The organism is Pseudomonas sp. Pmew2 (genome assembly GCF_058129885.1).
The window spans coordinates 3290046-3306233 of the sequence record NZ_CM176702.1 but is presented as its reverse complement, the minus strand read 5'-3'; the positions used below and the strand labels follow the sequence as shown (position 1 = coordinate 3306233).

Sequence of the window (16188 nt, the reverse complement as noted above, 5' to 3'; positions counted from 1 at the left end):
GCGATGATTGCCTTGAATGAGCCCGCCGTGCAGCGTGTCGATAAGGTCTGGCAACGCTTCATCGACCAGCGTCGGATCGTTGGCGGGGTGCTGTTGCTGGCCCGGCAGGGACGCCTGGTTTACGCCAGCGCACTCGGCTGGGCAGATCGCGAGCAACAGATTCCGGTCACTCGCAGTACGCGCTTTCGTCTGGCGTCACTGACCAAGCTGTTGACCTCGGTGCTGGTGTTGCGGCTCTGCGAACTGGGCACCTTGAACCTGCAAGCCTCGGTAACGGACTGGCTGCCAGCCTTTCGCCCACGGCTGGTCAGCGGCCGTGAGCCTGTCATCACACTGCAGCATTTGCTGTCGCACACTTGCGGCTTGAGCTACGGCTTCGAACAAACGCCCGGTAATGCCTATGAGCGGGCAGGGGTGTCGGACGGGCTGGATTGGGTGCCGTTCGATCTACCGGAAAACCTGACCCGGTTGGCGCGCCTGCCACTGTTGTTTGAGCCGGGTAGCGCCTGGGGTTACTCGTTGGGCACTGATGTGCTGGGCGCAGTGATTGAACAGGCCACCGGCATGCCGTTGTCAGAGGCTGTTGCCAAGTGGGTCACCCTGCCTTTACGCATGGATGCGACTTCCTTCAGGCACGACCAGCAACTAACGCTGGCCAGCGCCTACAAGGACAGTGTCAACGGCCCGCAGCGTATCGGTGCCAATGATGTGTTGTTGCTCGACAGCGGACAGGCGCGGTTGTCGTCGGCTCGGGCTCGCGACGCTGGCGCATATGAATCTGGCGGGGCAGGCATGCTGGGCACGGCTGATGACTATCTTCGGCTGCTTGAGTGCCTGCGTCTGGGGGGCGCGCCGTTATTGAGCGCCGTCAGTACCGAGCGCTTGCTGAATAACGCGATTGGAAGCATAACCATTGCCAGTCGGGGGCCTGGCTGGAAGTTCGGCCTGGGGCCGATGATCCTTGCCGATCCCGCTGCGGTGCGGGGGCAGCAATAGGGTGTCGGGACCTGGTCGTGGTGCGGCTTGTATGGCAGTCATTACTGGGTTGATCCGGTTTCTGCGCTCAGCATGGTCGTCCTGACCAACACGGCTGTTGCGGGCGCGTGGGGTGAGTTTGCCGATACGCTTGTCGATGCGGTCTACGCCAGGCCCGAGGTCACGCCCGGGCAAACTGCTTGCGATAGCTGCTCGGGCTGATGCCCACCAGATTGCGGAAGTGTCGGCGAAAAGACTCTTCGGAGCCGAAACCGGCGCGGTCCACCACTTCGTTGAGACGCAGCTTCGAGGATTCCAGCAATTCCTTGGCGTAGGCAATGCGCTCGCCGAGCAGCCAGTCGTAAGGCGTAAGGCCGGTACTTTCCATAAAGCTGCGGTGCAAGGTGCGGGTACTGAGCGCCGCCCTTGAGGCCATTTCCTTGATGGTGTGAGGGCGCTGCAGATCGCTGCGGATCCAGTCCATCAGGTTGGAAATCGGCCCGTCGCTGGCCGACACCAGTTGCCGGGACGCATATTGCGATTGCCCGCCTTCGCGATGAGGCGGGATGACCATGCGCTGCGCCACCATGTTGGCAACGCGCGAGCCGTGATCGTTGCGCACCAGGTGCAGCATCATGTCCAGCCCTGCGGCCGAGCCCGCAGCTGTCACGATAGTGCCTTGGTCCACATACAGTTCGTTGGGTTGAATGGTCAGGCCCGGATACATGGTTGCCAGCAGGTCGGTGTAGCGCCAGTGGGTGGTGACTTTGTGCCCGTCGAGCAAACCGGCCGCGGCCAGAACGAAAGCGCCTGTACAGATCGAGCAGATCCGCGCGCCGCGTGCATGAGCAGCCTGGAGCTGTTCGATGAGCCGCTGCGGAACTGCGGACTCCACTCCGCGCCAGCCTGGCACGATGATTGTATCGGCATTCTCCAGCAGCACTTCGCCAGGCGTTGGCACGATGGTAATGCCCCCGGCGGCGGTGATCGGCCCATCGTCGACCGGGAAGGTCGCGAATTCGTACCAGTTGACCCCCAGTTCAGGTCTTTTCAGCGCAAATACTTCGACCGTGCAGCCAAATTCGAAGGTGCACAACTGGTTGTAGATGAGTGCGACAACGAGATGATTTTTCATGGCGCGATGTTACCGGATATTGGCATTTCAGCCAGTAGTTTGGCGTGATGCTACTGGGTAATCTGCACCCTGTCACCGCTTGAAACTGCTTAAACCTTAATATGATGCAAGTGGTCTGCCATGCAGGCCCTGGAGCCAACTCGTGCCACTCAATATCGGTATCTACGTTTATGACGACGTCGAGGTTCTCGACTTCGCTGGCCCCTACGAAGTGTTCACCACCGCAACACGCATGCATGCTCGCAACAGCCGCGATGACCGGCAGTTGTTCAATGTGTTCACCATCGGGCGCAGCACTGCACCAGTGCGTGCCCGCGCCGGGCTCAAGGTCGATCCGGACTTTTCGATCAACGACCATCCGGCCATCGACTGCCTGATCGTCCCGGGCGGGGTCGTGACTGCCGAACTGGAAAAACCCGACGTGATTCACTGGATCAGCGATCAGTCAGAACCCGGGCGCGTTGTGGCTGCCGTGTGCACCGGTGCTTTTCTGTTGGCCAGGACCGGCAAGCTGGCAGGCAAGCAAGTAACCACGCACTGGGAAGACATTGACGACCTCAAGGAAATGTTCCCTTCGGTAGACGTGCTCAGCACCCTGCGCTGGGTCGACGAGGGCTCATTTGTGACATCGGCAGGTATCTCCGCCGGTATCGACATGAGTCTTCACCTGGTAGAGCGCCTGCACAGTCGTGAATTGGCCGAACGCACGGCGCTGCAAATGGATTTCGACTGGACCGAGAACGACTGAGCCACTCAGTTCCGCTGCGGATACCCCTGAAGACGCCGTGCACCCGAAATGTGCATAGCCACGCCTTCAACCTGATAGCCAGCGTTCGCTTTACCCCCGCTTGAGACATTTATTCGAACGGCCGATATCCCGGCCAGTTCGGTGTTTCAGCGGGGGTTTCCTGTATTCCCGAGCCTTCGGCTCAGCGGCAGGGCCGCACCCACCTTTGCAAAACCAGAGTGCAGGACACATGAAAACCCATTTCTTCAAAGTCGTTCAAACCGTTGCCCAGCACGGTTCGTTCTCGGAGGCCGCAGCCATTCTGGGCTGCAGCCAGTCGAACATCAGCTATGCCATCAAGGAAGTCGAAGACTTCTTTGAAAAACGCCTGTTCATTCGCAGCCGTACGGGCTGCACCCTCACCCCTGAAGGCAAGGTCATCAACCAGACCCTCGGAAACATCATGGCCACACTCGAACAACTAAAAAAAATGGGGTCAGCGGCAGCGTAACCATTCATTACCACTCGCATATCCTCGAGACCAGCCTGAGCGCCTCGCTGGACTTTCTCGCCCATCACTACCCCGATATTCACTTGAACGTGCTGCACCGCTCCGAACAAAACCCATCGCTGGACGCGTTGATAAAGGAAGTAGCCGACATCCTCATCCTGCCCGGTACTGTCCTGAATGAGCATTATCTCGAGCATCATTGCTGGTCGGACCATTACGTGCTGGTGGCGGCGCGCAGCAAACAGGCAACGCCGCAAAGCTTCGCCGAGCTTTCGCAGGTGTCACGTTACGTGGCCTGGCGGCATCCCGGGGTCGAGCGTTTGCACCAGCAGCTGGCATCGGCGCAGGTGCGGCTCAGTCAACGCGGCGAACTGACCTGTCTGGACACACTTCTGGATCTGGTCGCCAAGCGCCATTGCATTTCGATTCTGCCCAGGGCGTTGTTGAACGGGCGCTTCCGTGAGCTGGAGTCGATTCCGCTGCCGCTGACCGTGATGCGGCACATCAGTGTGGTGGCGCGGCCGGCCTCGCTGCTTTCCAATGCCGCCAATGCGGTGATTCAGGCACTGAAAAAGCCTCCTGTTGCCATCCCTCAACCTTATTGATGCCGCAAAACTTCGTCATAGCACGGTCGGCGAGCGTCAGACCGCGACATGAATGCAACGAATCGGGCCCTTTGGGCTCATATCCGTAAGCAATACATTCAGGGCGCTCCGCCTGCGGAGCGTCTCAGGTCGCCGATTCGAGAGGAAGACTGGACGCTATGACGATACCGGACAAGCAGTACGTGGACTGGCTGGTCGAGCAATCGATGCTTAATGCCGCAAGACAGCGCGCCAAGACCTATTCGGGGCAGGGCAGGCTCTGGCAGCGTCCTTTCGCCCTTGCACGTCCCAGAGATGCATCCGCCATTGCGTCAGTCTGGTTCACCGCCTATCCGGCTTCTATCGTCACTCGCGAAGGTGGGTCGGTGCTGGAAGCGCTGGGTGATGAAACCCTGTGGCACGCGCTGTCGGAGATCGGCATTCAGGGCATTCACAACGGCCCGCTGAAGCTGTCCGGCGGGCTGAAAGGCCGCGAGCGGACTCCGAGTATCGATGGCAACTTCGACCGCATCAGTTTCGGCATCGACCCTGATCTGGGCACCGAAGCACAACTGTTGAGCCTGTCGCGCATCGCTGCAGCGCACAACGCGGTGATCATCGATGACATCATCCCGTCGCACACCGGCAAGGGCGCAGACTTCCGTCTTGCCGAGCTGGCGTACGAGGATTACCCAGGCCTGTTCCACATGGTCGAGATCCGTGAGGAAGACTGGCCGCTGTTACCTGAAGTGCCGACCGGTCGCGACGCCGTCAACCTGATGCCCGATGTGGTCGATCAGTTACGCGACAAGCATTACATCGTCGGTCAGTTGCAACGGGTGATTTTCTTCGAGCCTGGCGTCAAGGAAACCGACTGGAGCGCCACCGACGTGGTGCATGGCGTCGATGGCAAGGCTCGCCGCTGGGTCTATCTGCATTATTTCAAGGACGGTCAGCCTTCATTGAACTGGCTGGACCCAAGTTTTGCCGCGCAGCAGATGATCATCGGTGACGCGCTGCATGCCATTGATGTGATGGGCGCGCGGGTACTGCGTCTGGACGCCAACGGCTTCCTTGGCGTGGAGCGTCGCGCCGAAGGCACTGCCTGGTCGGAAAGCCATCCGCTGTCGATCACCGGCAACCAGCTACTGGCCGGTGCGATCCGCAAGGCAGGCGGTTTCAGCTTCCAGGAACTCAACCTGACCATCGATGACATCGCGTCCATGGGGCAGGGCGGCGCTGACCTGTCCTACGACTTCATCACGCGACCGGCCTATCAGCATGCACTGTTGACCGGCACCACCGAGTTCCTGCGCTTGATGCTGCGCCAGGTGCATGCGTACGGCATTGATCCGGCATCGCTGATCCATGCCTTGCAGAATCACGATGAGCTGACTCTGGAGCTGGTGCATTTCTGGACGCTGCACGCCCATGACACCTTCCATTACCAGGGGCAGACGTTCCCGGGTAATATCCTGCGCGAGCACATCCGTGAAGAGATGTACGAGAAGTTGTCCGGTGAACACGCGCCGTATAACCTCAAGTTCGTCACCAATGGTGTCTCCTGCACAACGGCCAGCATCATCACCGCCGCGCTGGGCATTCGCGACCTGAGCACGATCAGCGATGCAGACATTCAGCAGATCCAGCACATCCACCTGCTGCTGGTGATGTACAACGCCATGCAGCCTGGCGTGTTTGCCTTGTCGGGCTGGGACCTGGTCGGCGCCTTGACGTTACCGGCAGAGCAGGTCGACCACCTGATGCAGGACGGTGACACGCGCTGGATTCATCGGGGTGCCTACGATCTGGTGGATCTGGACCCGGAAGCTGAATTTTCTGCTGGTGACATGCCGCGTCCGAAGACGCTGTATGGCAGCCTGGTCAGTCAGCTCCAGCGACCTGACTCGTTTGCCTCGCAGCTCAAGAAAATTCTTGCTGTGCGCCGCGCCTACGACATTGCAGCAAGCCGCCAGATTCTGATTCCCGACGTCGAGCATCCAGGGCTGTTGGTCATGGTGCACGAGTTGCCTGCCGGCAAGGGCACGCAGATCACCGCGCTCAACTTCAGCTCAGAGACTATTGTCGAAACGCTGCACCTGCCTGGCATCGCGCCGGGTCCGGTGGTCGATATCATCAACGAGCGGGTCGAGGGCGATCTGACCGATCAGGGCGAGTTCACCATCACGCTGGATGCCTACGAAGGGCTTGCCCTGCGTGTGGTGAGCACCTTGCCGATCTAGGCGCCCCCTGGCTGCTGTTTTTTCAGGCGATAGGCAAGCTGGGCGCGACTCAGGCCCAGTAAACGCGAGGCGGCCGCCAGGTTGCCTTCGCTCTCGTCCAGCGCTTCGTGGATCAGGCGCTGTTCGAGGTCGTCGATGGAGAATGCCTGGCCTGACTGCCCCAAAGTGTCCAGCAGTCTGGCAGTCGATGCCTGCCAGGTTTCTGAAACAGAAGTCTGCCGCAACGTGCCCTCGGGGTTCAACGAGTAGGAGTCCTCCGGTAACGACTCGTTGCGGAAGATATGCACCAGATCAATCGCCTGGCCCTCGTCGCTGGCAATCAGCCCACGCTCGATCAGGTTCTGCAGCTCGCGCACATTCCCGGCGAAGTCATAACGCAGCAACGTCTTCAATGCTCGCATGGTCAAGCCGGCCGGCGTCCTGCCGTACTCCTGACAGAATCTTTTGAGAAAAGCGTTGATCAGCAACGGAATGTCATCGCGGCGTTCGCGCAATGGGGGCAGGGTGATCGGGTAAACATTCAGGCGGTAGAACAGGTCCTCGCGGAACTCGCCATCGGCCACCGCCTTGCGCAAGTCGACGTTGGTCGCCGCCACCACCCGAACATCGACCTTGATGCCGTGGCCGCCCCCGACGCGTTCGATCTCCCGCTCCTGCAGGGCACGCAGCAGTTTGCTTTGCCCGGCCAGGCTCAGGGAGGTAATTTCATCCAGAAACAGCGTGCCGCCATTGGCGCGCTCGAAACGCCCGGGCCTTGAGTGCGTCGCCCCGGTGTATGCCCCACGCTCGACACCGAACAGCTCGGCCTCGATCAGGTTATCGGGAATGGCTGCGCAGTTGAGCGCCACGAACGGGCCTTCGCGGTTGCGGCTGAGCTGGTGCAACTGGCGGGCGAACATTTCCTTGCCGACGCCGGATTCACCGCTGATCAATACCGTTGCCGGGGTCATTGCCACACGCTGCAGTGCCTGGGTGGCGGCGTTGAATGCGGCGCTGGCACCAATCAGCGGCTGCTCGGTGCCGGTGGGCGGACTTGCGTCATGGTTCGCTTTTGCCAGTGAAGGAGTTTGTTCAGGGGCAGGTGGTTTGACCACGTTCAGGTAGCCCAGGTCGCGCTCGACGTCGCCCCATTGTTCCGCGGTCTTGCCAACGACCCGGCAGTTCGCGTGGCCCATGCCGCGGCACTCCACTTCGCGGAAGACCACCATCTGCCCGAACAGGCCGCTGACAAAACCGATGGCGTAGCCGATTTCGGTCCAGCACACCGAATCCTGCCCGATGCCATATGCCGCAACATGCTCGTCGGCTTCGCAGGAGTGGTGCCACAGAAACTCCCCTTCGTAGAACCCGGACTCGGCGTCGAACTTGAAGTGCAACGGCTCGACCTTGGTCATGCCTTCCAGCGTGTGCAAGTGCGTACCGGCACGAAACGCCGATGTTGCATCAGCCAGTGGCCAGCGTTCGCGAATCAGCCGGGCGTCGCGCGCGCCAGACAGATAACCGGCACGGGTGAACATTCCGCGTGCCTGCTCCTGCCCCAGACGCTCGATGATCTCGCGGCGCAAGGTGCCGAACGATGAGGTGTGCAGCAGCAACATGCGCTGATCGTTGAGCCAGATGCGCCCATCGTCAGGCGAGAAGAACAGGCAACCGGTCAATTCCTCGGCGGTCGGTGAGCCACTGGCGTCTGGCTGACTACTGTCGCCCCGAGGCAGGAAGTGCTCAGTGGAGACGCTGTGGTCGGGAAGCTCGCAGTGAGGAATTCTCATTCTTGTACCTCGGCCCGGCATTGGTCTAAATGATCAATTCATGACTTGGTTAATAAACATAACTTTATCAAATGAACAAGCTCGGCCGCGCAGTATTTCCGGTCCTTGATGTTTGCTCCGTTAATGAGGTTGCCGAAAAGTCTTGTTCCAGAGCGGTTGAGCGGCTATATGACAACCTGATTGCAATCCCGGCACAGGCTTTGCTCAGGCCTGTTTACGGCGCGTGCTGTCCATTGGAGTGGAGCAGGCGATTACAACCATAAAAGCCGGAGTCTGAATATGTCAGCGTCTGATGGCACCCCCCTGTTGCACCGCGCGATTGAAGCCGAATGTGTATTCAATGGCGACTGGATTCCTTCCTCATCCCCGTTATTGCCCGTCATCGAGCCTGCGACCGGCGAGCTGTTGATGAACACTGCCATGGCTGACGCGGCGGATATCGCCGTTGCCTGCCGGGAAGCTGCGCTTGCCCAGCCTGCCTGGGCGGCGCTGGGGCCTCGTGAAAAGGCTGAAATATTTTTGCTGGCCGCCGATCACGCGGTCTGTGCGTTCGATGAACTGGCTTTGTACGTGGCTCGGGAGAGCGGCGGCAGTCTGCACAAGGGCCAGCACGAAGTGAATGAGGCCATTGTGTTGCTGCGCCAGGCCGCGGGTATGCTTTCGCAGGCTCATGGTCACGGTCTGATGCTGCCCAGCGCTGCCGGTCGCCTGTCTTATGCACGGCGCGTCGCACACGGTGTGGTGGGGGTGATTTCGCCGTTCAACTTTCCGTTGGTGCTGTCCATGCGCTCGGTTGCTCCTGCGCTTGCCGCTGGCAATGCCGTGGTGCTCAAGCCTGACCCGCAGACGCCGATCAGTGGCGGTTTTCTGATTGCCAGGCTGTTCGAGGAAGCAGGGCTGCCCAAAGGGCTGTTGCATGTGTTGCCGGGGGCGGCGGATGCGGGCGAAGCGCTGTGCCGCGACACCAATGTACAGATGATCACGTTTACCGGATCAACTGCGGCCGGACGCAAGGTTGCCGAGGCTGCCGGGCGCAATCTGAAGAAAGTGTCGCTGGAATTGGGAGGCAAGAACCCCCTGATCATTCTCGAAGACGCCGACCTTGATCTGGCTGCCAGCAATGCAGCGTTTGGAGCCTGGCTCCATCAGGGGCAGATCTGCATGGCCACCGGCCTGATTCTGGTTCACGAATCGATTGTCGCCGACCTGACCCGCAAGCTGGCAGGCAAGGCACGGGCGTTGACGGTCGGTAATGCGGCACGCGGTGAAGCTGCGTTGGGGCCGCTGATCAACAAACGCCAGTTGCAGCACGTACACCAGGTGGTCAGCGACAGCCTGCAAGCTGGTGCGCAGCTGGAAACCGGTGGTGAATACGAGGGCCTGTTCTATCGCCCTACAGTGCTCAGCGGCGTGAAGCCCGGTATGCGTGCATTCGAGGAGGAGATTTTTGGCCCGGTGGCCGTAGTGGTCAGTTTTTCCACCGATGAGGAAGCCATTGAACTGGCCAATCGCTCTGAATATGGCCTGGCCGCTGCCGTTATTTCCCCGAATGTGGGCCGCGCGACGGCGATTGGCGATCGACTGCGGTGCGGCATGCTGCACATCAATGACCAGACCGTGGCCGATGAGTGCATCAACTCGTTCGGCGGGCGCGGAGCGTCGGGCAACGGCTGCAGCGCAGGCAGCCCTTCAGACTGGGAGGAGTACAGCCAGTGGCAGTGGGTGACCGTGAAGAATCAGGCTCCGACCTACCCATTCTGAGGGTGCCTGGGCTTCCATGCTTTATTGCAAGTAGTGATGTGATGCAACGACAAAACGTGATCCAACAACAATAAGAGCGCGTGACTATGAACCTGAATAATAAAACACTGATCATTACGGGTGTGTCCTCCGGAATTGGCGCTGAGCTGGCGAGGGTGGCGCGCTTTCAAGGTGCCAGAGTGATTGGCATCGATCTTCATGAACCGCAACTGACCGTGGACGGATTCTTCCAGGCGGACCTGGCTGATTCTGACAGTATCAATGCGCTGGTCGAGCGCTTGCCCAGACAGATCGACGCCCTGTGCAACATCGCCGGCGTGCCCGGCACTGCGCCGGTTCAGGCGGTCGCCCGAGTCAATTACCTGGGGCTGCGCCATCTGACCCAGTGTTTGCTGCCGCGCATGGCCCCAGGCGGCAGTATCGTCAACGTATCGTCGATACTCGGTGACCAATGGGTTAAACGGCTGGAGTTGCACAAGGCGCTGGCCGCCACTGAAAGCTACAGCGAAGGGCAGGCGTGGCTGGCAGCCAATCCGGTCGCTCAGGAGACCTGCTACCAGTACTTCAAGGAGGCGCTGATTGTCTGGAGCTTTCAGCAGTCGCAAGAGTGGTTTCGCGAGCAGTCGGTGCGTGTCAACTGCGTCGCGCCGGGCCCGGTGTTCACACCTATTCTGGGGGATTTTGTCAGCATGGTCGGCCAGGAGCGGGTCACCCGTGACGGCTTGCACATGAAGCGTCCTGCGCTGGCTGATGAGGTGGCCGAGGTGATTGCGTTTCTGTGTTCCGACGCATCGCGCTGGATCAACGGTGTCAACTTGCCGGTAGACGGAGGGCTGGCAGCTTCTTACGTGTAATGGCTGCAAGCGGTGCAACCCCGATGGCACGCTCGTGGCGTCGGGGATATTGAAAACAACAACAATAAGTACAGGAATCACAAGATGCCCAAGTCTATCTTGCGTACCGTTGCGACCGTATCAATCATCGGCCTTTCATCGACCACCTATGCCTATGACTTGCCCGGCCTTAATCTGGGCAACACCAGCTTCTACGACGGATCGCCAGCCCCGGCAGGGCCAGGCTGGTATCTGGAGGAGTACCTGAACTACGCCAGGGCCGATCGCTTCAATGACGTGAATGGCGACAAACTGCAACTTTCCAAACAGGATGTGGATGTACTGGCCGTGACCACGCAGCTCATTTACGTCGGCCAGCCTTTGGCCAATGGCGCGATGCCGGGTATTACCGCAATCAACACGTCGCTGGCGCATGTCGACGTGGACGATGGTCTGGATAACACCGTGCTGAGTTCGCGCGCAGGGTTTGGCGATGTGATCATCGGCCCGTTTCTTCAGTTACCGACGATAACTCGTGCTGACGGTAGCCCACTGTTGACCCAGCGTATCGAGACGGATATTGCGATCCCGGTTGGTGCCTACAATCGCAATCGTTCGATCAACCCCGGCAGCAACTTCTGGTCGTTCAACCCATACTACGCAGCGACTTACTGGTTTTCCCCGAAATGGTCGGCCAGCGGGCGTTTCATGTACTTGTGGAACGGCAAGAATGACGACCCGCAAGCCGGGTTCGGCAATGTCTCCGACACTCAGGCGGGCCAGGCGCTGCATGCCAACCTGACCGTGCAATACGCAGTGACCGAACAGCTTTCGCTGGGGCTCAACGGCTACTGGCTCAAGCAGTTCACGGACACCCAGGTGGATGGCCATGATGTCAGTGGCCGCAAGGAAAAAGTCTGGGCCATCGGCCCCGGCTTCCTGTACGCCTTTAGCAAGGAGAACGTCCTGACGGTCAACCGCTACTTCGAGCAGGGTGCGGAAAACCGCACCGAAGGCAACAAGCTGGTGCTGAATTTTCTGCACAAGCTGTAAGGCATTACTCGTCGTATAGCGATCGGCCAATGCGTAGCGTGCAGTTCGCGGCGCTACGCGGAGTGCTCGGCGTTACACATGAGTCCAGCTGACTATCGTGCCAATGCTCCGCGTTGGCATGCATTGGGTGACGCTCCGCGTCACAAATCTGCAGCCTTGCGCGGTATCAAGGGCGAAGCAGTCTCAGGCTTTGGTGCTGCCTGTATCTCGGGCCGAATTGAATGATGCGTCACGGCTGCAATGTGACGCAGAGCGTCACGAAATGCATTACCACGCGGAGCGTGGGAGCGAGAAGTATCGGGATTTCAGCTATGTTTTCGGGCTCTTCAAGACTTGTGCATGACGATGGACATAGCGACCTGATCACCTCGACTCTGCAACCTTGAGTTCACGTTTCTCGAGGGCGACCGACCTGGACAGCACCGTGATCGCCGCCAGTGCGGCAATCACCAGGCCGGGTGAGGTGGCCAACAGTACGCCAGCGGTTCCCGCACCGGCTCCGAGCAGATGCCCGGCAGCCAAAGGGCCGGCCACAGAGCCGAGGCGGCCGATGGCTACCGCAGCGCCGACACCGGTGGCACGTACCGAAGTCGGGTACGAAGGAGGGGCCAGCGCATACAGCACCAGTTGCGCGGCCATGACAAATACCCCGGCAGCAAACCCGGCAATTGCCATCGGCACGATGCCGACCGACACGCCCACGCCCGCCAACGCAGCCAGCAAACCGGCGTAGACGAACAGCACGACCTTGGTGCCGTTGCAGCGATCCAGCAACAGCCCGCCCAGTAGCGAGCCCAGCGCGCCGCCAATATTGAACAGCATCTGCACCAGGCCCGCCTGAGGTTTGCTGAAACCCTGGCCGATCAACAGCGACGGCAGCCAGTTGAGCAGCATGTACATGACGGTCAGGGTAAAAAAGTAGCCGACCCACAAGGCCAGTGTCGTGCGAGCTCTGCCTTCGCCGAACAGTGCGCTGGCGCTTGAATGCCGGGCAGCGCTGGCAGTCGTCTGCTGTTTAAAGGCACTGGATTCGGGCAGTAACAGGATCATCAACGGGACCACCAGCAGTGGCACCAGACCACCGATGATGAAAGTTGTCTGCCAGTGCTCGCTGGTAAACATCGCGACCACCGCAGCCAGGGCTCCGCCCAGCGGAACGCCTGCATACATGACGCTGATGGCGAGCCCGCGATGGCGTTCGCCGACAGCTTCGGCGCACAAGGCGATCAGGTTGGGCAGCGCAGCCCCCAGCCCCAGGCCGGTCATGAAGCGCACCAGCAACAGGGCAGAAAAGCTTTCGACATAAGCAGTGCTCAGCGAGAAGACCCCGAACAGCAGTACTGCGCTTACCAGAATCTTCTTGCGGCCGATGCTATCCGCAATCCAGCCGCCAAAAAAAGCGCCCGGCAGCAGCCCGATGATCCCTGCGCTGAATACCCAGCCCATCATTTTCGGGTCAAGGGCAAAGCTTTGACGAAGTCCCGCCGCCGCCGTCCCGGCAGCCTGCAGGTCGAAACCTTCGATGAGTGCGACGATAAAACACAAGATGATGGTCAGCGTCGAACGACGCAACGAACTGTTCATGGCAAGCCTCATTGTTGTTTTTGTTGTGGAGAAAAGCCTGTTCCCGAGCGCCGACGAGGCGTTGTGACAGGTGCTGATCAAGGTAACAAAAATAACTAAAAAATGAATCCGGACCAAGAATTCAATAAAAGCACGAATTAGTCTTTTTAAAACATTTAGTTAGGGAGGTATTTAAAGAGTGGTAGTCAAGTAGTTAACATTATTAATGTTCGATTATCGGTCGCTCTGGATTGACGTCGATACGAAATCCTCCAATTCTCCTTCCACGGACCTGCGGCCAGCGCCGGACCGAATCCAAAAACAACAACAATAAGTGGACATCCAACATGCCAACGCTCACTCGTGGTGCAGCAAAAGCTGTGTCAACTCTCTTTTTCCGTGGAAAAAATTGGGGTCTCGCGCTGGGCCTGCTGGGCGTCAGCGCTGTACCTGACCTCGCACAGGCTCAGGGGTTTCTGAAGGACAGCCACGGCACCTTGACTGCGGATTCCACGACTATCCGGACACCCATTCCACCAACATCCGGACACTGATTCCATGCTGATCCGGACACTCATTCCACAAGCATCTGGACACCGATTCCACGGCCATCCGGACACTTTCAGGCAGGCAGCAACGCAGGACTATTCACTACTATCGACCTCTTTTTTCGAAGCGAAGAGGTCGTCGTGGAGCGTTTATCCATGCGTAAAATCCGAGAGGTACTACGCCTAAAGTTCGACGCTGGCCTGTCCGTGCGCAAGATCGCCGCCAGCTTATCCATCGGCCATTCGAGTGCAGGGGATTACCTTTGCCGGTTCGCCGCCAGTGGGCTTCAGTGGCCCATCGATATTTCTGACGCGGAGTTGAATCGACGGCTGTTTCCACCGGCAGTGCCAGTGCCGACCGACCAGCGCCCAATGCCTGACTGGGCATGGGTACACGCGGAGTTGCGCCGCCCCGGCGTCACTTTGGCCTTGCTCTGGCAGGAATATCGACTCGCTCACCCGCAAGGCTTCCAATACAGCTGGTTCTGCGAGCACTACCGCCTTTGGACCGCCAAGGTCGACGTGGTCATGCGCCAGGAGCATCGTGCTGGCGAAAAGCTGTTCGTCGATTACGCCGGGCAAACAGCGCCGGTCATCGACCGACAAACCGGCGAGATCCGTCAGGCTCAGATCTTCGTCGCCGTTCTCGGCGCGTCCAGCTACACCTTTGCCGAGGCCACCTGGTCGCAGAAACTGCCCGACTGGCTGGGCTCGCACGTCCGATGCTTTGCTTTTTTCGGCGGCACAACGCAGATCCTGGTGCCCGATAATCTGCGCAGTGGCGTGACTAAAGCGCACCGTTACGAGCCGGATATCAACCCCAGCTACCGCGATCTGGCCGAGCATTACGGCGTCGCCGTCTTGCCTGCTCGCTCGCGCAAGCCCAAGGACAAAGCCAAGGTCGAAGTCGGCGTGCAAGTGGTCGAACGCTGGATCCTGGCGGTGCTGCGCAACCGCCAGTTCTTCTCGCTTGGCGAACTCAACACAGCCATCGCGCTACTGCTGGATCGCCTCAACCACAAGCCCTTCAAAAAGCTGCCCGGCTCACGCCGGTCAGCCTTCGAGGCCATCGACCAACCGGCCCTGGAAGGCCTGCCGGAACACCCGTACGTCTATGCCGAATGGAAAAAGGTACGCGTCCATATCGACTATCACGTTGAGGTCGATGGCCACTTTTACTCGGTGCCGTACCAGCTGGTGAAGCACCAAGTCGAAGTGCGGCTCACGGCCCAGACCGTCGAGTGCTTCCACGCCAACCAGCGCGTGGCCAGCCACCTTCGCTCGCAGCACAAAGGCCGCCACACCACCCAAACCGAGCACATGCCCAAGAGCCACCGCGAGCACGCCGAATGGACACCGCAACGGCTGATCCGCTGGGCAGAGCAGACCGGGCCTAACACCGCCGGCGTCATCACCTACATCCTCGAACGCCGAATCCATCCGCAACACGGCTTCCGCGCCTGCCTGGGCATCCTGCGCCTGAGCAAACAGCACGGCGAAGCGCGGCTGGAAGCCGCGTGCCAGCGTGCGCTGGCACTGGGCGCATGCAGCTACAAAAGCCTCGAGTCGATCCTGCGCCAAGGGCTGGAGCGCCTGCCGCTGGCCCAGCAAAACCTGCCGCTGCTGCCTGACGAGCACATCAACCTGCGTGGCCCGGGCTACTACCACTGACCTGAGAAAGGAGCTTCGAAATGCTACCGAATCCAACGCTCGACAAGCTACAAACCTTGCGCCTGCACGGCATGATCAAGTCGCTGGGCGAACAACACGCAACGCCTGATATCAATGATCTGAGCTTCGACGAACGCTTCGGTCTGATGGTCGATCGCGAGCTGACCGAGCGCGAAGACGCCCGCCTGACCACCCGCCTCAAAGCCGCGCGGTTGCGCCACAACGCCTGCCTGGAAGACATCGACTACCGCAGCCCGCGTGGCCTGGATAAGGCCTTGATCCTGCAACTGGGCAGCGGCCAATGGCTGCGCGATGGCCTGAACCTGATCATCGGCGGGCCGACGGGCGTAGGTAAAACCTGGCTTGCCTGCGCGCTGGCTCACAAAGCCTGCCGCGACGGTTACAGCGTGCGCTATCTGCGTCTGCCGCGCTTGATGGAAGAACTAGGCCTGGCCCACGGCGATGGCCGCTTCGCCAAATTGATGGCCGGCTACGCCAAGACTGACCTGCTGATCCTGGACGACTGGGGCCTGGCACCGTTTACCGCCGCGCAACGGCGCGACATGCTTGAGCTGCTGGACGACCGCTACGGCAACCGCTCGACGCTGGTGACCAGCCAAATGCCAGTGGACAAATGGCATGCGTTGATCGGCGATCCGACCTTGGGCGATGCGATCCTCGACCGGCTGGTGCATAACGCTTATCGAATTGAACTGAAGGGTGAATCGATGCGCAGGCGCGCAACGAAATTGACGGCGGCAGGGGCTTCAGACTAACAATGCAAACCTGCGTCGCTGCGCTCCGACTGCCTGTCC

Annotated in this window: 12 protein-coding genes and 2 pseudogenes; 11 read left to right on the top strand and 3 right to left on the bottom strand. The window is 59.9% G+C overall.

Annotation, left to right across the window (positions count from 1 at the left end; translation table 11 throughout):
• Window positions 1-3 precede the first annotated feature (3 nt).
• Window positions 4-1197: pseudogene (locus AC4ANK_RS14995) on the top strand (serine hydrolase domain-containing protein).
• On the opposite strand, the gene ftrA reads toward AC4ANK_RS14995, so the two are convergent.
• Entirely contained in the window at window positions 1157-2110 is a 954-nt protein-coding gene (gene ftrA, locus AC4ANK_RS14990; protein ID WP_002553443.1) for a transcriptional regulator FtrA, read from the bottom strand. The pseudogene AC4ANK_RS14995 and the gene ftrA sit on opposite strands and share 41 nt — an antisense overlap.
• 142 nt (window positions 2111-2252) lie before the next feature.
• Here ftrA and AC4ANK_RS14985 point away from each other — a divergent pair, with 142 nt between their 5' ends.
• The 4 genes from AC4ANK_RS14985 to treS all read left to right on the top strand — a co-directional run bounded on the left by AC4ANK_RS14985 (window position 2253) and on the right by treS (window position 6175).
• Complete coding sequence (locus AC4ANK_RS14985; protein ID WP_005734627.1) at window positions 2253-2858, top strand: DJ-1/PfpI family protein; 606 nt, start codon at window positions 2253-2255, stop codon at window positions 2856-2858.
• 229 nt (window positions 2859-3087) lie between these two features.
• Window positions 3088-3348, top strand: coding sequence for a helix-turn-helix domain-containing protein (locus AC4ANK_RS14980; protein WP_002553444.1), 261 nt, complete (start codon window positions 3088-3090; stop codon window positions 3346-3348).
• A 35-nt stretch (window positions 3349-3383) separates the two neighbouring features.
• Entirely contained in the window at window positions 3384-3953 is a 570-nt protein-coding gene (locus AC4ANK_RS14975) for a LysR substrate-binding domain-containing protein (RefSeq protein WP_230848522.1), read from the top strand.
• Window positions 3954-4111: 158 nt separating this feature from the next.
• Complete coding sequence (treS, locus tag AC4ANK_RS14970; protein WP_002553446.1) at window positions 4112-6175, top strand: maltose alpha-D-glucosyltransferase; 2064 nt, start codon at window positions 4112-4114, stop codon at window positions 6173-6175.
• Here treS and AC4ANK_RS14965 read toward each other — a convergent pair.
• Window positions 6172-7944 (bottom strand): sigma-54-dependent Fis family transcriptional regulator, encoded by a 1773-nt coding sequence (locus AC4ANK_RS14965; RefSeq protein WP_057442678.1) that lies wholly within the window; start codon window positions 7942-7944, stop codon window positions 6172-6174. The genes treS and AC4ANK_RS14965 overlap by 4 nt on opposite strands.
• 279 nt (window positions 7945-8223) lie before the next feature.
• Between AC4ANK_RS14965 and AC4ANK_RS14960 the strand changes: the two genes are divergently transcribed.
• From AC4ANK_RS14960 to AC4ANK_RS14950, 3 genes are all read left to right on the top strand, one after another.
• Window positions 8224-9705, top strand: a complete 1482-nt coding sequence (locus tag AC4ANK_RS14960; RefSeq protein ID WP_002553448.1) for a benzaldehyde dehydrogenase — start codon at window positions 8224-8226, stop codon at window positions 9703-9705.
• 86 nt (window positions 9706-9791) lie between these two features.
• Window positions 9792-10559: a coniferyl-alcohol dehydrogenase gene (locus AC4ANK_RS14955; RefSeq protein WP_460385077.1), complete on the top strand. Its 768-nt coding sequence runs from the start codon at window positions 9792-9794 to the stop codon at window positions 10557-10559.
• An 84-nt stretch (window positions 10560-10643) separates the two neighbouring features.
• A complete protein-coding gene (locus tag AC4ANK_RS14950) occupies window positions 10644-11591 on the top strand; it encodes a SphA family protein (RefSeq protein ID WP_002553450.1) in 948 nt (315 codons plus the stop codon).
• A 363-nt stretch (window positions 11592-11954) separates the two neighbouring features.
• Here AC4ANK_RS14950 and mhpT read toward each other — a convergent pair whose 3' ends face one another.
• A complete protein-coding gene (gene mhpT / locus AC4ANK_RS14945; RefSeq protein WP_002553451.1) occupies window positions 11955-13175 on the bottom strand; it encodes a 3-(3-hydroxy-phenyl)propionate transporter MhpT in 1221 nt (406 codons plus the stop codon).
• Between the two features lie 326 nt (window positions 13176-13501).
• Between mhpT and AC4ANK_RS14940 the strand changes: the two are divergent.
• The 3 genes and pseudogenes from AC4ANK_RS14940 to istB form a co-directional block, all read left to right on the top strand.
• Window positions 13502-13657: pseudogene (locus tag AC4ANK_RS14940) on the top strand (outer membrane porin, OprD family); the annotation flags it as partial.
• A 201-nt stretch (window positions 13658-13858) separates the two neighbouring features.
• The gene (gene istA / locus AC4ANK_RS14935; protein WP_054082386.1) at window positions 13859-15373 is read left to right on the top strand and encodes an IS21 family transposase; all 1515 of its coding nucleotides are present in this window, start codon (window positions 13859-13861) and stop codon (window positions 15371-15373) included.
• Window positions 15374-15393: 20 nt separating this feature from the next.
• Window positions 15394-16149 carry an IS21-like element ISPsy14 family helper ATPase IstB gene (gene istB, locus AC4ANK_RS14930; protein ID WP_002552598.1) on the top strand — a complete coding sequence of 252 codons (756 nt, stop codon included), beginning with the start codon at window positions 15394-15396 and terminating at the stop codon, window positions 16147-16149.
• The last annotated feature ends 39 nt before the right edge of the window (window positions 16150-16188 follow it).

What these genes read in the sequence shown, in the direction of transcription:
- ftrA (WP_002553443.1), bottom strand. Translation starts at nt 2,110, where the DNA reads ATGAAAAATCATCTCGTTGTCGCACTCATCTACAACCAGTTGTGCACC.
- AC4ANK_RS14980 (WP_002553444.1), top strand. Translation starts at nt 3,088, where the DNA reads ATGAAAACCCATTTCTTCAAAGTCGTTCAAACCGTTGCCCAGCACGGT.
- treS (WP_002553446.1), top strand. Translation starts at nt 4,112, where the DNA reads ATGACGATACCGGACAAGCAGTACGTGGACTGGCTGGTCGAGCAATCG.
- AC4ANK_RS14965 (WP_057442678.1), bottom strand. Translation starts at nt 7,944, where the DNA reads ATGAGAATTCCTCACTGCGAGCTTCCCGACCACAGCGTCTCCACTGAG.
- AC4ANK_RS14960 (WP_002553448.1), top strand. Translation starts at nt 8,224, where the DNA reads ATGTCAGCGTCTGATGGCACCCCCCTGTTGCACCGCGCGATTGAAGCC.
- AC4ANK_RS14955 (WP_460385077.1), top strand. Translation starts at nt 9,792, where the DNA reads ATGAACCTGAATAATAAAACACTGATCATTACGGGTGTGTCCTCCGGA.
- AC4ANK_RS14950 (WP_002553450.1), top strand. Translation starts at nt 10,644, where the DNA reads ATGCCCAAGTCTATCTTGCGTACCGTTGCGACCGTATCAATCATCGGC.
- mhpT (WP_002553451.1), bottom strand. Translation starts at nt 13,175, where the DNA reads ATGAACAGTTCGTTGCGTCGTTCGACGCTGACCATCATCTTGTGTTTT.
- istA (WP_054082386.1), top strand. Translation starts at nt 13,859, where the DNA reads ATGCGTAAAATCCGAGAGGTACTACGCCTAAAGTTCGACGCTGGCCTG.
- istB (WP_002552598.1), top strand. Translation starts at nt 15,394, where the DNA reads ATGCTACCGAATCCAACGCTCGACAAGCTACAAACCTTGCGCCTGCAC.